Source organism: Streptomyces sp. NPDC025651 (assembly GCF_055558735.1).
This window is the reverse complement of record NZ_JBVHLZ010000002.1, coordinates 89675-104685: the sequence shown is the minus strand read 5'-3', so window position 1 is coordinate 104685 and position 15011 is coordinate 89675. Positions and strand designations below refer to the sequence as shown.

The 15011-nt window shown below is 72.1% G+C and carries 13 protein-coding genes; 10 read left to right on the top strand and 3 right to left on the bottom strand.

Features of this window, described 5'->3' with window-relative positions; translation table 11 throughout:
* Positions 1-4 precede the first annotated feature (4 nt).
* Complete coding sequence (locus ACZ4D5_RS08460) at positions 5-931, bottom strand: LysR family transcriptional regulator (RefSeq protein ID WP_467771588.1); 927 nt, start codon at positions 929-931, stop codon at positions 5-7.
* 70 nt (positions 932-1001) lie between these two features.
* Here ACZ4D5_RS08460 and ACZ4D5_RS08455 point away from each other — a divergent pair, with 70 nt between their 5' ends.
* From ACZ4D5_RS08455 to ACZ4D5_RS08445, 3 genes are all read left to right on the top strand, one after another.
* On the top strand, positions 1002-1667 hold the full coding sequence (locus tag ACZ4D5_RS08455) for a maleylpyruvate isomerase family mycothiol-dependent enzyme (protein WP_467771587.1): 666 nt from the start codon (positions 1002-1004) through the stop codon (positions 1665-1667).
* 95 nt (positions 1668-1762) lie between these two features.
* Positions 1763-3406 carry a cytochrome bc1 complex cytochrome b subunit gene (qcrB, locus tag ACZ4D5_RS08450; RefSeq protein ID WP_467771586.1) on the top strand — a complete coding sequence of 548 codons (1644 nt, stop codon included), beginning with the start codon at positions 1763-1765 and terminating at the stop codon, positions 3404-3406.
* A 35-nt stretch (positions 3407-3441) separates the two neighbouring features.
* A complete protein-coding gene (locus ACZ4D5_RS08445; protein WP_467771585.1) occupies positions 3442-4293 on the top strand; it encodes a metallophosphoesterase family protein in 852 nt (283 codons plus the stop codon).
* A gap of 28 nt (positions 4294-4321) precedes the next feature.
* On the opposite strand, the gene ACZ4D5_RS08440 is transcribed toward ACZ4D5_RS08445, so the two are convergent.
* On the bottom strand, positions 4322-6196 hold the full coding sequence (locus ACZ4D5_RS08440) for a potassium channel family protein (protein ID WP_467772249.1): 1875 nt from the start codon (positions 6194-6196) through the stop codon (positions 4322-4324).
* 273 nt (positions 6197-6469) lie between these two features.
* Here ACZ4D5_RS08440 and ACZ4D5_RS08435 point away from each other — a divergent pair, with 273 nt between their 5' ends.
* The 6 genes from ACZ4D5_RS08435 (at position 6470) to ACZ4D5_RS08410 (ending at position 12896) form a co-directional block, all read left to right on the top strand.
* A complete protein-coding gene (locus ACZ4D5_RS08435; protein WP_467771584.1) occupies positions 6470-7309 on the top strand; it encodes a TetR/AcrR family transcriptional regulator in 840 nt (279 codons plus the stop codon).
* Between the two features lie 65 nt (positions 7310-7374).
* Entirely contained in the window at positions 7375-8280 is a 906-nt protein-coding gene (locus tag ACZ4D5_RS08430) for a beta-keto acid cleavage family enzyme (protein WP_467771583.1), read from the top strand.
* A 103-nt stretch (positions 8281-8383) separates the two neighbouring features.
* Positions 8384-9340 (top strand): 3-hydroxyacyl-CoA dehydrogenase NAD-binding domain-containing protein, encoded by a 957-nt coding sequence (locus ACZ4D5_RS08425; RefSeq protein WP_467771582.1) that lies wholly within the window; start codon positions 8384-8386, stop codon positions 9338-9340.
* On the top strand, positions 9337-9849 hold the full coding sequence (locus ACZ4D5_RS08420; RefSeq protein WP_467771581.1) for a thioesterase family protein: 513 nt from the start codon (positions 9337-9339) through the stop codon (positions 9847-9849). Before ACZ4D5_RS08425 ends, ACZ4D5_RS08420 begins: the two co-directional genes overlap by 4 nt.
* Before the next feature lie 247 nt (positions 9850-10096).
* A complete protein-coding gene (locus ACZ4D5_RS08415; protein WP_467771580.1) occupies positions 10097-12199 on the top strand; it encodes a M6 family metalloprotease domain-containing protein in 2103 nt (700 codons plus the stop codon).
* Between the two features lie 151 nt (positions 12200-12350).
* Positions 12351-12896, top strand: a complete 546-nt coding sequence (locus ACZ4D5_RS08410; RefSeq protein WP_467771579.1) for a hypothetical protein — start codon at positions 12351-12353, stop codon at positions 12894-12896.
* A 30-nt stretch (positions 12897-12926) separates the two neighbouring features.
* On the opposite strand, the gene ACZ4D5_RS08405 is transcribed toward ACZ4D5_RS08410, so the two are convergent.
* Positions 12927-13496 carry a TetR/AcrR family transcriptional regulator gene (locus tag ACZ4D5_RS08405; protein WP_467771578.1) on the bottom strand — a complete coding sequence of 190 codons (570 nt, stop codon included), beginning with the start codon at positions 13494-13496 and terminating at the stop codon, positions 12927-12929.
* 101 nt (positions 13497-13597) lie between these two features.
* Here ACZ4D5_RS08405 and ACZ4D5_RS08400 point away from each other — a divergent pair, with 101 nt between their 5' ends.
* On the top strand, positions 13598-14998 hold the full coding sequence (locus ACZ4D5_RS08400; RefSeq protein ID WP_467771577.1) for an MFS transporter: 1401 nt from the start codon (positions 13598-13600) through the stop codon (positions 14996-14998).
* Positions 14999-15011: the final 13 nt, after the last annotated feature.

The window sequence follows — 15011 nt, the reverse complement described above, 5'->3', positions numbered from 1 at the left end:
GCCCTCAGGAAGGGTCGGTTGATGCCGCCGGCTTCAGCGAGGCCCGCAGCCTGTCGAGCAGCGCACGCGCCGCGGGGCTCGCGGGGCCGTCCGTGCGCCAGGTCAGCGCGATCCTGCCGCGCGAGCACGGATCGGTGAGCGCCAGCTTCCGCAGGCCGAGCGCGGCGAGCGCCTCCTCGCTCGGCGCGGGCAGCACGGCCACGCCGAGGCCGCGTACGGCGAGCCGGGTCAGGACTGCGGGGGCGGCCGCCTCGAAGGCGATGCGCGGACGGATGCCCGCTTCGGCGAACGCCCGGTCCAGGGCCGCGCGCACCCCGGTGCCGCGCGGCAGGCTGATCAGCGGCCGGTCGGCGAGCTCGGCCAGCGGGACGCTCGTGCGGCCCTCGGGTTCCAGGAGCCGGTCGCCGGGGGCCACGACGGCGACCAGCGGCTCGTCGACCACGAGGTCCAGCGAGACGTCCGCCGGTGGCTGGTCCGAGGCCAGGCCGAGCAGTGCGATGTCCAGTTCACCCCGGCGCAGCGCGGCGAGCATCCGGTCGGACGCCTCCTCGGTCACGGAGATCTCCACCCGCGGATGCGCGTCGTGGAAGTCGGCGAGCACCGACACCACGTCGAACTCGTGGACCGCGGCGCCCGACACGAGACCGAGGGCGACCTGCCCGCGCAGCAGCCCCGTGAACTCGTCCGCCGTCCGCCGCGCCCCCTCGGCGGCGGCGAGCGCGGCGCGTGCGTAGGGCAGGACCGCGCCGCCCACCTCGGTGAGCGTCACCGTCCGCCCCGAGCGGTCCAGGAGCCGGTGCCCCAACTCCCGCTCCAGCTGCCGGATCTGCGCGCTCACACCGGGCTGCGCCAGATGCAGCCGGGCGGCGGCGCGGGTGAAGTTGGCCTCCTCGACCACGGCGACGAAGTACTGCAGCTGCCGAAGTTCCATAACCGATGATGCTAGTGGCGGGAAGCAACCGCTCTTGGACTTATGGCCGTTGCTTGATCACGCTGGATCCATGGGCAACCGAACCGGATCCACGGGCAACCGAACCACGCGTGACGACACCGAGATCAGGGCCGCGATCGCCGCCGAACGCCGCGACCTTGCCGACCTCTTCGACGGGCTGCGCGCCGACCAGTGGGACGCGCCCTCGCTCTGCGCGGGCTGGCGCGTACGCGAGGTCGTGGCCCATATGTCCCTCGGCTTCCGGCACTCCCTGCCGAAGACGCTCGCCGAACTCGTCAAGGCGCGCGGAAGCCTGCACCGCATGACCGACCGCTGCGCCCGCAAGGACGCCGCCGCCTTCACCACGGCCGAACTGGCCGCGCTGCTCAGGGACCACGCCCACCACCCCTGGACGCCCCCGGTCGGCGGCTACCCCTCGGCCCTCGGCCACGACGTGGTGCACGGCCTCGACGCCACGGTCGCCCTCGGCCTGGACCGGGAGGTCCCGCCCGATCGCCTCCGCATCCTCCTGGACCACGTCACCCCCAAGAGCGCCCGCTTCTTCGGGGCCGACCTCACCGGCGTGGAACTGCGCGCCGACGACCTCGACTGGACCTTCGGCGGCGGCACCCCCGTACACGGCGCCGCCCAGGACCTCCTCCTCGTCGCGTACGGCCGCCGCCTGCCGGAGGGACACCTGCGGGGCGAGAGGTGCGAGCGTTACCTCCTGCCGTGAACTCGCCTCTCCGGGCCGCCGGTTGTCACATCCGGGCCGTTGGATCCGTCATAAGGGCGACCTAGTCTGGATAGCCGCCTGAAAGGGAGTCGCGCATGAGCGGACGCATCGAGCGAACCGGGACGAGCGGGCGACCCACACGGCCGGGAAAGGGGGAGCGGGTCGCCGACTGGGCGGACGGCAGACTCGGCATCCACACCCTGGCCAAGACCCAGATGCGCAAGATCTTCCCCGACCACTGGTCGTTCATGTTCGGCGAGATCTGCCTCTACAGCTTCCTCATCCTGATCCTGACCGGTGTCTATCTGACCCTGTTCTTCGAACCGAGCATGGCCGAGGTGACCTACGACGGCCCCTACGTCCCGCTCAAGGGCCTCCTGGTCTCCCGCGCGTACGAGTCCACGGTGGACATCAGCATGGAAGTGCGCGGTGGCCTGCTCATCCGGCAGATCCACCACTGGGCGGCGCTCGTCTTCGTCGCCGGGATGCTCGTGCACATGATGCGGGTGTTCTTCACCGGCGCGTTCCGCAAGCCGCGCGAGGTCAACTGGGTGTTCGGCTGGACGCTGTTGTTCCTCGGCATCATCACGGGACTGACCGGCTACTCACTGCCCGACGACATGCTCTCCGGCACCGGCATCCGCTTCGCGCAGGGCGCCATCCTCTCCATCCCCGTCGTGGGGACGTACATCTCCTTCTTCCTGTTCGGCGGGGAGTTCCCGGGCGACGACATCATCGCGCGGCTCTATCCGATCCACGTCCTGCTGCTGCCAGGGATCATGCTCGGGCTCGTCGTCGCCCATCTGATCCTGGTCTTCTACCACAAGCACACGCAGTTCGGCGGTCCCGGCAGAACCGAGAAGAACGTGGTCGGGGCGCCGTTCCTGCCCGTCTACATCGCCAAGGCCGGCGGCTTCTTCTTCCTCGTCTTCGGCGCCCTGGCGATCATGGGCGCGGTGGCGTCGATCAACCCGGTCTGGGCGATCGGCCCCTACCGGCCCGACCTGGTCTCCACCGGCGCCCAACCCGACTGGTACCTCGGCTTCTCCGAGGGCCTGATCCGGGTGATGCCCAGCTGGGAGATCAACGCCTGGGGCCACACGCTCGAACTGGGTGTGTTCATCCCCTTCATGCTCTTCCCCCTCATCCTGCTCGCCATCGGCGTCTACCCGTTCGTCGAGGCCTGGGTCAAGGGCGACAAGAGGGAGCACCACATCGCCGACCGGCCGCGCAACGCCCCGGTGCGCACCGGGCTCGGCGTCGCCTGGCTCTCCTTGTTCGCGGTGCTGATGATCGGCGGCGGCAACGACCTGTGGGCCACCCACTTCCACCTCTCCATCAACGCCATCACGTGGTTCGTGCGCATCGGCTTCTTCGTCGTACCCGTCCTCGCCTATCTGGTCACGCACCGGATCTGCATGGGGCTCCAGCGCAGGGACCGCGAGAAGGTGCTGCACGGCCGCGAGACCGGCACCATCAAACGCCTCCCGCACGGCGAGTACGTGGAGATCCACGAACCGCTGACCCAGGCCGAGCTGTACACCCTGACCGCCCACGAACAGCCCCAGCCCTACGAGATCGGACCCGTGGTCGACGCCAACGGCGTGGCCCGCAAGGTGCCCCGCTCCGAACGCCTGCGCTCCCGGCTCTCCCGCGCCATGTACGGGCCCCACGCCCAGGTGCCCAAGGCGACACCGGAGGAGTACCTCGCGATCCAGCGAGGCGACGATCATCACTGACGGCCGTGCCGCGACTCGGTTAGCCTCACACGGTGATGGCATCCGAGAAGACTCCGAAGCTGTTGGCGATCAGCGACCTGCACGTGGCGTACGCCGAGAACAGGACGTACGTCGAGTCCATCCGACCACAGACCGACGACGACTGGCTCATAGTCGCCGGCGACGTCGCCGAGCGCATGGCCGACATCGAGTGGGCGCTGCGCACCCTCGCCGGGCGCTTCGCCAAGGTGGTGTGGTCACCGGGCAACCACGAACTGTGGACGCCCAAGGACGACCCGGTCCAGCTCCGCGGCGAGGAGCGCTACCAGCATCTGGTCGCGCTCTGCCGCCAGTTGGGGGTCTCCACCCCGGAGGACCCCTACCCCGTCTGGCGCGGCGCGGGCGGCCCCGCCGTGGTGGCCCCGCTCTTCCTGCTCTACGACTACTCCTTCCGCCCCGAAGGCACGCACACCAAGGAGACGGCGCTTGCCGCGGCCCACGAGGCGGGCGTCGTCTGCACGGACGAGTACTTCCTGCACCCCGATCCGTACGCGACCCGCGACGACTGGTCCCGCGCGCGGGTCAAGCTCACCGAGGAGCGCCTCGCCGAGCGTCCCGCGGGCATGCCGACCGTCCTGATCAACCACTGGCCGCTGCTGCGCGAACCCACCCGGGTCCTTCGGTACCCCGAGTTCGCCCTGTGGTGCGGCACCGAGCTGACCGCCGACTGGCACGTGAAGTACGACGCGGCCGCCGTCGTCTACGGCCATCTGCACATTCCGCGCACCACCTGGCACGACGGCGTGCCGCACGTGGAGGCGTCCGTCGGCTATCCGCGCGAGTGGCGCAGGGACTTCCACCCCGACCCGCATCTGCGGCAGATCCTGCCGGCGCAGGACCGGAACTGAGGCGGGCCGGGGCGACGCGCGGCCCGGGTCAGGACGGGGCGGGAACCGGTCTGCGGGCGAGGAGTTCGGCCAGGCCCTGACGGGTGGCCGCGAGGACGACGCGGTCCTCGGGGCGCAGGACGTAGTCGGGGTCGAGCTCCCACTCCAAGCCCGACGGCGGCCCCGACTCCTGGCCCGCCGAGCGCTCCAAGGCGACCACGCGCCACGTGCCGGGCCGGAACACCTCGGCGATCCTGCGGCCGGTCAGCTGCGGCTGGAGGGAGACGTCGAGCGCCGCGAAGAGCAGCACCGAGCGCTCGACGGGCAGCGCGCCAAGGATCTGCCGGCCCATCATCGCCCCGGCGAACGCGGGCGCCGCCAGCGCGGAGACGCTGCGGCTGCGGGTGAGGGCGCCCGGGTGCGCGGCGCGCAGGGTGCGGTAGACGGCGGTCGCGAACTCGTCGTCGTACAGCCGCAGCGCCACCCGCAGGTCCGGCTTCACCGACCGCGCGTACAGGGCCGCTTCGAGGTTGATGGTGTCCGCGCTCGTCACCGCGAGCAGGGCGTGCGCGCGGTGCACCTTCGCCGCCTCCAGGACGCCCTCCTCCGTGACGTCGCCGATCACGGTGGGCACGCGCAGCCGCCGCGCCAACGAGATGCCGCGTGCCTCGGGGTCCGCCTCCACACACACCACCGGGATGTCCAGCTCGCGCAGCCGGGCCAGCACCCTGGTGCCGATCTTGCCGAGGCCGAGCAGGACCACGTGGCCCGAGAGGCCGCGCGGCGGGCGGCGCAGCGAGGACGCGGTGCGGAAGGTGCCGAGGGCCTCCAGGACGGCGGCGAAGAGGATCGGCAGGAGCAGCAGTCCGACGAGCCCCGCGAGGAGCTGCAGGATCTGGCGGCTCATCGGGCCCTCGGTCGCCGGGTCGTTGATGGAGAACAGGTCGAGGAGCGTCAGATACGTGGCGTGCAGCGGGCTGGTGTCCTCGGTGGTGACGATCGAGGCGATGGCCATGCCGACGACGGCCGCCGCGAACCCGGCAACCGACCAGCGAAGGCGCCGCGAGAACAGCTGGCGCAGGGGCACGCCGCGCCCCGCGAGGAACCCGGGAGGCGGCGTCGATCCCGCGTACGAGACGGCCTCCAGGACCAGCGCGTCGCGCCCCGGAGCGGCGGCGAGGGCGGCGTCGTCCGGCAGCAGCTGCGGTCCCGCGCCGCTGGCGGCACCCTCCGGTCCCTCTGCCCCCGCGGGGTCGTTGGCGGTGGCCGAGAGCAGCGCCAGGGTGGCGAGGCCGCGCGGCGCCACCTGGCCCGGCGCCGGAGGCGTACGCTCCACCGCGCGCAGCAGCAGCCCGTCGGCGTGCACCACCTTGCTGGTCCCCGCGACGGCGGTGGCGGCGAGGGCAGGGGCCGCGGTGTCCGCGTCGGACAGGACGGTGACTCCGGCGTCGGTGGTGGCGAGGCCCGCCACGGCCGCGGCCTGGTCGAGCAGCTCCTCCAGGTGCTGGCCCAGCTTGCGGTTGTAGAGCCGGATCACCAGGCGCAGCCGGGGGTTGAGCCGCCGGGCGGCCAGCGCGGTGCGGATGTTGGTCTCGTCGTCGTCATGGACGAGCGCGAGCGCGGAGGCCTGCGGGACGCCCGCCTCGGCCAGCACCTCGTCGGTGAGCTCGGCGGCCTCGAGACTGCGCGGAACACCTGCGTCGTCCCCGGCCCCGTCTCCGTTCCCGTTCCCGTTCCCGGTGGTGCGTGAGACCGCGGCGGTGATCCGCCCGAGCAGCGCCGTGGTCATGGCCCGCCCGGTCAGCCGGCTCCGCTCACCGCGTCCCGACGGCGGGACGACGAGAACCACCTGCTCGCCGTGGAGACCGCTGAGCTCGGCGGCGAGCCGGTGGGCGAGGGCGTTGTCGCCGCCACAGACGACCATGTGGCCGCCGGTCGGGAACGGCGGGCGCTGCGGGGGAAGCGAAGATGCGTACGACACGGGAAGAAGAGTGCCTCAAGTCGCTCTGCGGTTCCCGGAGTCGAGCCGTTCGGCGAGTTCCAGGGGGCCGGCGAGGCGCGGGCCCGTGAAGAGCGCCGATCTGTTGTTGGTCCGCAGTGACTGATACATCAGTCAGAATCTCAATGCCTTGATCTACCTGCCCCTTCATGGCCCGTACGTTGCGTTCATCGCAACGCATGGGTACGGTGGCGCACCATGCAGCACGACCCCGAGGTGGCGGACCGCGTCCGCAAGGTGATCGCCGACGCAGGTGTGACCCAGCGCGAGTTCGCGCGCCGCATCGTCATGGACCCCTCCAAGCTCTCCCGCTCGCTGGGCGGCACCCGGCGCTTCACGGCCGCCGAGCTCGCCCGCATCGCGGACACGGGCGGGGTCGACGCGGGCTGGCTGCTCGGCGCCGCCCGCACCCCGGAGCCCGCGTCGCGGCGCGAGCGCGTCGCGGCCCCCGAGGGCGGCCGCCCCCTGCAGATAGTCCGCGAGACCGTCCGGCTCATCGCGGAGCGCGGCTTCCACGCCGTCCGCGTCCAGGACATCGCCGCGGCCTGCGACACCAGCACCGCCGCCATCCACTACCACTTCCCCGGCCGCGACGACCTCCTCGAAGCCGCCGTGCGCTGGTGCATGGACGAGGACACCGCGCGCCGGGCCGCGCGCGTCGCGGACGCCGCCGACACCGCCGACGAGCTGCGCCAGCTCATCGAGCTGCAGATCCCGCGCACCCCGCAGCAGCGCTGGCAGTGGAGCGTCTGGCTCGACCTGTGGGCGGAGGCCGCGCGCTCCACCGCCGTGGGCCGCCTGCACGCCGACTACTACCGGCAGTGGCGCACCACCGTCGCCGACGTCATCCGCCGCGGCGTCGCCGAGGGCGTCTTCCGGCTCGCCGACCCCGGCGCCGCCGCGCTGCGCCTGACCGCGCTGATCGACGGCCTCGCCACCCAGGTCCTGGCCTCGGCGCCCGAAGGACCCGGCACGAGCCCCGACGACATGCACGAGGCCCTCATCGCGTACGTCGACGCCACGCTGACCGCGCGCTGACTTCCCGTACGGACCGTACGGCCCTTCCCTGTACGCAACACCCCACCCCCGAGGGAGAGTTCTGTATGCCCCCGACGTCCGTGAACGACAACGTCATCATCACCGCCGCCCTGACCGGCGCCGGCGACACCGTGCGCAAGAGCCCACACGTGCCCGTGACGCCCGAGCAGATAGCCACCTCCGCGGTGGAGGCCGCCGACGCGGGCGCCGCCGTCGTGCACATCCACGTCCGCGACCCCGAGACCGGCGACCCCTCCCGCGACCCGCGCCTGTACCGCGAGGTCGTCGAGCGCATCAAGGAGACCGGCACCGACGTCGTCATCAACCTCACGGCCGGCATGGGCGGCGACCTGGTCATCGACCCCGTCCAGCCGCTGAAGGACCTCGGCGAGCTGCCCGGCACCGACCTCGTCGGCGGCCTGGACCGCCTGCCGCACGTCGAGGACCTGCTGCCCGACATCTGCACCCTGGACTGCGGCTCCCTCAACTTCGGAGACAACCTCTACATCTCCACGCCCGACATGCTCCGCCAGGGTGCCAAGCGCATCCAGGAGCTGGGCGTCCGCCCGGAGCTGGAGATCTTCGACACCGGCCAGCTGTGGTTCGCCAAGCAGCTGCTCGCCGAGGGCCTGCTCGACAACCCGACCGTCTTCCAGCTCTGCATGGGCATCCCGTGGGGCGCGCCCGCCGACCCGGGTGTCCTGCAGTCCATGGTCAACATGCTGCCCGAGGGCGCCCAGTGGGCCAGCTTCGCGCTCGGCCGCATGCAGATGCCGTGGGTCGCCCAGTCGATCCTGCTCGGCGGCCAGGTCCGCGTCGGCCTGGAGGACAACCTCTACCTCGGCAAGGGCAACAAGGTCACGAACGCGCAGCTCGTCGAGCGTGCGGTGCAGATCACGGAGAACCTCGGGTCGCGGGTCGCCACGGCGGACGAGGCGCGGGCGAAGCTTGGCCTGCGGCCGCGTTCGTAGTGCCTCTTCCGCGGGCCGTCCCTGGCTGGTCGCGCAGTTCCCCGCGCCCCTCAAGGGGCGGTCCGCCCCCCCCCCGCGAAGCAACGAGAGGAACCCCCACTCCATGACCACCACCCCTCCCGAAGAAGTCCGTCGCGTCGCCTGCATAGGCGCCGGAGTCATCGGCGGCGGCTGGGTCGCCCACTTCCTGGCCCGCGGCTACGACGTCACCGCCTGGGACCCCGCCCCCGACGCGGAGCACAGGCTGCGCCGCCTGGTCGAGGCCGCCTGGCCCGCGCTCACGCAGCTCGGCCTCGCCGAAGGCGCCTCGCAGGACCGCCTCACCGTGGCCGCCACGCTCCAAGAGGCCGTCGCCGACGCCCAGTTCGTGCAGGAGAGCGCGCCGGAGAAGCTGGAGCTCAAGCGGAGCCTCCTCGCCGACATCGACGCCGCCACGCCCGCCGGGGTCGTCGTCGCCTCCTCCACCTCCGGCTACCCGATGACCGACATGCAGACGCAGGCGGCCACCCCCGGACGTCTCGTGGTCGGACACCCCTTCAACCCGCCGTACCTCATCCCGCTCGTCGAGGTGGTCGGCGGCGAGCGCAGCGACGCCGACGCGGTCGCCTGGGCGTCCCGGTTCTACGAGGTCGCGGGCAAGTCCGTGATCACGATGAAGAGCGAGGTGCCCGGCTTCATCGCCAACCGCCTCCAGGAAGCCCTGTGGCGCGAGGCCCTGCACATGGTCGCCAACGGCGAGGCCACCGTCCAGGAGATCGACGACTCCATCACCGAAGGCCCCGGCCTGCGCTGGGCGTTCATGGGCCCCATGCTCACCTTCGCGCTCGCGGGCGGCGAGGGCGGCATGGCGCACATGCTCGACCACTTCGGCCCGTCCCTGAAGTCGCCGTGGACGCGCCTGGAAGCCCCCGAGCTCGACAAGAAGCTGTACGACGCCGTGGTCGCGGGGTGCGACGAGGAGGCGGCGGGCCGCACCATCGCGGACCTCGTCGCCGAGCGCGACCAGGGCGTCATCGACGTCCTGCGCGCCACCGGCCGGCTGAACGGGGGCAGGAAGTGACCGCGCCCCTTCCTCCGAAGCCCCTGCCGCTGCTCCGGCAGCAGGTCCGCCCCGAGTGGATCGACTACAACGGCCATATGAGCGAGGCCTTCTACGTCCTCGTCTTCGGCTACGCCACCGACGCCATGATGATCGAGACCGGCCTGCACGCGGGGTACCGCGAGTCCACCGGCTGCTCCCTCTACACGGTCGAGGCACACGTCCGCTATCTGAACGACGTGCCGGAAGGCGCCCATCTCGCCGTCCGCACCCGCCTGTTGGGCGCGGACGCCAAGAAGGCGCGCTTCACGCACGAGATGTACGTGGTCGAGGACGCGGGGGAGGAGGCCGTCGATACCGCGGCCGCCTCCCCGGTGGCGACGACGGAGCTGCTCGCCGTGCACGTGGACCAGAACGCGGGCCGCTCGGCGCCTTTCCCCGACGCGATCCGCGAGCGCCTCGTCGCCCTGACGGAACCCGCCCCCGAGTGGGCGGGCCGCTCCATCGCCCAGGTGCCGAAGGCGAGTTGACGGCCCGGGTGCCGGTGTCCGCTCGGCGGACACTGGCACCCCGCCGTGACCGGCAGGCGCTCTGGCATCACCGCTTCCGGAGACCTACCTTGGCAGCGGAGCACGCACCGTGCGCAGGACGGTGTACGCGCCACTCGCAGCACGGTGTCCGCGTCGCCCGCGTCGCGGCGTACGCGCCACCGGCACCACGTGAACGGCTTGTCATGCACGTGTCCATTTTGTCCCGGCAAGATGCACGAGGTGAGCCATGTTCCTCCGTCACAGACATCCCCCGCGCGCCCGCAGGCGCCGCGGCCCGGCCCGTCGCACCACCGTTGTCGCCGCCGTCCTCGCCGCTCTGGCGGCCGCCGCGGTCGGCACGGCCCGGGCGACGCCCGACGATACCGGTCGGGCAGCCGATGCCGATCGGTCCCGGCTGTCCCTGGTCCGGCCCGTCGACCCGCAGAACTGGCGCAACCCCGACGACATGACCTGGAGCGAGTACCGCTCCGTGCCCGGCACCGACTGGGCGAACCCCGAAGTCGAGCCCACCGACCGGACGTTCAAGGGCGCGCTGGTGCTGCTCGACTACCCCGACGAGGAGTTCACGGTCAGCCAGGCACCCGGCTCGACCGTCTTCGGCAACCCCCAGACCACCGCCTCCAACGTGCCGCGCGCCCAACTGCCGCAGTTCTACGAGGACTTTCTCAACAAGCCGGGCGCGCTCAACCGCGGCCACACCATCAACGAGTACTGGATGGAGGACTCCGGCGGCCGCGTCGGCGTCGACCTGAAGGCCTTCGGCGTGTACCGCATGCCGTTCAAGTCCTTCCAGTACGGCATCGAGCCGACGACGATGAACCCCGGCGCCTGCCCGGCCGGCACCACCTGCGGCAAGAACATCCGCACCGACGGCAGGGCGGCCTGGATCGACCAGGTCGGCGAGGCCGAGGCGGCCAAGTACGACTTCGTCTTCTACCTCACCGCGGGCCAGGACGAGTCCTCCACCTGGCAGGAGTTCGGCCAGATGAAGTTCGGCTCCGAGCGCGAGGTCCCGGCCGCGTGGGGGCCGCCCGCCCCCATCCCCACCGGCGGCAACGCCGCCGCCACCCGCTACGTCCCGTGGACCTCCTGGCAGTCCGCGGCCCGCATCTGGCCCAACGCCGTCACCGGCTCCTCCACCCAGGCCGAGAGCTCGGGCATGGGGGTGTACGCCCATGAGCTGAGCCACATCCTGGGCATCGGCGACAACTACAACAACCCCTACGGCAAGCCCCTGAGCCGCGCCTACACCGGCATCTGGAGCATGCTCTCGCGCGGCTCGTTCAACGGCCCCGGCGGACCGCACACCCGCTGGAAGATCCCGGCCACCGAGGGCGGCTCGATGGGCTCGCAGCACATCCTGCGCGACAAGCTGAAGCTCGGCATCGTCGACGAGAAGAACGTGCTGCGCCTGGACCGCGACGCGCTGGCGGACTCCGGCATGGCCGTCGCGAAGGTGACCGCCCGCGCCGCGCCGCCCGGCGCGAAGGGCCTGTCCGGCGTCAACATCGCCATGTCCCGCGACCTCTCGCCCACCTGCGACCGGAACACCGACCCGCTGTGCGACGGCGGCGGCTACCAGAACTACACCGTCGAGGTCGTGGACCGCATGGGCATGGACTCCTTCACGCCGGACAACGGCGTGCTCATCACCAAGACCAAGAACGAGGACCGCGCCCCGTTCGCCTGGGTGATCGACGCCCACCCCGAGGACATCGACATGGTGGACTTCAAGCGCCCCGACGGCACCGAGCAGAAGATCACCATGGGTGACTACCGTCAGCTCAGCGACGCCCTCTTCCACGCGGGAGCGGACTCCGGCAGCTCCTACGAGTACGTGGACCGCGCCAACCGCCTGCACTTCTACGTCACCGACATCCACCGCACCCGCGCGGGCGTGCTGTCGTACACCATCGCGGTCAAGTCCCTGGACGGCGCGGGCCCGCAGCGCCGCGGGGCCGGGCTGCGCCGCGGCGAGGCGGCGGGCGACCCGGCCAAGGGCCGCGCCAGTTGCACCTTCCCGCTGACCAACACCGGCCGCGCGCTCGCCGATCCGCCGGGGGAGCACCCGGAGGATGCCGCGCGCCACCTCGACTCCGACGTCTACCGGCTCTCCGCCAAGGCCTCGGGGCGCGGCTGGTCCGCCTGGCTGCCGAGCAGGCTGGCCACCGCCAAGGCGGGCTCCACGGTCGACGTGGACCTCGCCGTCGCCGCGAAGCCGGACGCCCACCCGCGGGGCCACTTCACCCTCACCGCGCGCTCGGTGAGCGACCCGAAGAAGACGGCGACGGCCACCTGCACCGTCTCCAAGAAGGGCGGCCGTTCCTAGAGCCGCCCCTTCGACCGCCGGAATCAGGTGACCGCAGGGATGAGGTGATTGCCCGGATGAGGTGATTGCTGGGATCAGGAAAGGACGGACCGGACTTCCTTGCGCATGTGGCCACATGTCATCACGGCACGGCTGATGTCGAATGCGCACCATGAACGAGGAAGGCGGTCGCGCACGGGCCACGTCCGGCGCCAGGGGCGCCGGGCACCGTGTGGAGCGGCCGGACGGCTCACTGCACTTCTCCATGCCGTCGAACCGGCGGACGCCGATGCTCATGGGCGCCGCGTTCTTCGCCCTGCTCTCGGGGCTGTCGATCGTGGTCCCGGGGCCGGTGGAGGGCAAGCGCCTCACGCACGCGCTCGCCACCGGCTCCCTGTCCGTCCTCCTGATCCTCGCGTACGCCGTCTTCGCCCGGGACTTCACCGATGCCGACCCGCGCGGCATCACCATCCGCCGCCTGGGGTTCCTGCGGAAGTCCTGGTCCTGGGACGAGGTCGGGGACATCCACGTCGAGCGGAGGGAAGCCGTGGGGCGACGCGGCGCCAGCCGCGCGGTGATCGTCGTCCGGCGCGACGGACGCAAGGCGAGGCTGACCGTGCCCGGCGACGACGGCACGACCAGTGCGCGGTTCTCGCTGGAGTCCTCCCAGCTCATCCAGTACTGGCAGCGGCAGACCGGCCGCCCTCCGGAGGCCTAGGGAACGGCCGCCCCCCGGCAGGCCCGGCGGTCAGCGCAGCAGCCGGTCGACCAGGCCGTCCACGTACTCCGCGGTGAGCGGGCCCGCGCCGAACAGGACGCGGATGTACATCGGGGCCATGACGTGGTCGACGACGGTCAGCGCGTCGGGAGGCTGCTCCCCGCGCTCGCGCGCCCGGTCGAGCATGGACTCCATCTGCCGGGCGCGCTCGGCGAGGAAGCCGTCCCGCAGGCGCAGGCCCTCGGGTCCGGAGCCGGACAGGGCGACGGCCAGGCGGAGCACGGCAAGGCCGTCGGGTCCGGTGATCTCGCGGGCCACGGCGGCCGCGTAGGTGCGCAGGTCGCCTTCCAGGTCCCCGGTGTCGGGCATCGGTGACCGCGCGTTGAGCCGGGTCAGTGTCACGTCGGTGAGCAGCGCTTCGAGGCTGCCCCAGCGCCGGTAGACGGTGGTGTCGGCGACGCCCGCGCGGGCCGCGACCTCGCTGACGGTGAATCCGCCGTACCCGCGTTCGCCCACCAGGTCGGTGACGGCCTGATGCACCGCCGCGCCGACCCGGGCACTGCGTCCACCGGGCCGCCGGGTGCGCTGTTGCTCGTCCATGCCTCCCATCTTAAAGCAGCCCGGACTTGCGTTTGTGCACCCGTCCGCTCTACGGTCTCGCCTAACGCAGCCGCTGGCTGCTTTAAGTGAGAGGGGACGTCATGCTCGTGGTGACCTGCCTGGGGCAGTTCATGGTGCTGCTCGACAACACGATCGTCGGCGCGGCACTGCCCGACATGCAGCACCGCCTGGACGCGGGACTGACCGGCCTGCAGTGGATCGTCGACGCCTACGTCCTGCTGGTCGCCATGCTGCTGCTGTCCGGCGGGGTCTTCGCCGACCGCTTCGGCCGCAAGCGCGTGTACCTGAGCGGCGTCGCGGTGTTCACCGTCGCGTCCGTGGTGTGCAGCGTCGCCCCCTCGGTCGGCTGGCTGGTGGCCGGGCGGGTGCTGCAGGGGGTCGGGGCCGCGGCCCTGAGCCCCGCCTCGCTCGCGCTCCTGGTGGCCGCGCACCCCGCCCCGCGGGAACGGGTCAGGGCGATCGGGCTGTGGGCAGGGCTCAGCGGCATCGGCCTGGCCGCGGGGCCCGTCGCCGGAGGCGTCCTGACGCAGGCGTTCGGCTGGCCCGCGATCTTCCTGGTCAACGTGCCCATCGGCGTGGTCCTGCTGGTGGCCGGCCGCCGCGTCCTCAAGGAGTCCCGCAACCCGGACGCCCGCGCCCTCGACGTCCCGGGCACGATCCTGTCCGTCCTCGGGGTCGGCACCCTGGCCTACGCCCTGATCGAGGGCGGCTCGCGAGGCTGGACCTCACCGGTGATCCTCGGCGGCTTCGCCGCGGCGGCCGTCCTCCTCTTCGCGTTCGTCGCCGTCGAACGGCGGCACCCCGCACCGATGCTCCCGCTGGGCCTGTTCCGCCGCCGGCTGTTCACCGTCTCCAACTCCGCCATGACCGTGGTGGGGTTCGCGCTCATGGGCTCGTCGTTCTTCTTCTCGCAGTTCTTCGTGTACGTCCAGGGCAGCTCGATCCTGCGGGCCGGACTGCAGACCCTGCCCATGTCCCTCGCCATGGTCGTCGTCAGCCCCTTCGCGGGCCGCCTCGCCGCCACGTACGGCTACCGGTCCGTCGTCACCGGCGGTCTGGCGCTGGCCGGGCTCGGTCTCCTCGCGCTGGGCAGGGTGCACGCCGACACCGGTTACGCCGACGTGTGGTGGCGGCTCGCCACGGTCGGCGTCGGCTTCGCCCTGGCCATGTCCCCGCTGACCGGCGCCGCCATCCAGGCGGTCGACCCGCGCGAGGGCGGCCTCGCTTCGGGCATCAGCAGCACCACGCGGCAGATCGGCGCGGTGCTCGGTGTGGCGGTGCTCGGGGCCGTGGTCCGCGCCCGCCAGTCCGGCGGCGCCTCCTTCGAGGCCGGACTCGACAGCGCCTTCACCGTGGCCGGAGCCGTCACCCTGGCCGCCGCGGTGTGCACCGGCCTGTGGCTGGCGGGGTCCCGGCCGAGGCCCGAGTCCGAGCCTGCGCCGCGGCAGCGCACCGACCTCGGGGCGCCGCGCACTCCGTGAACTGCCTCCGGGC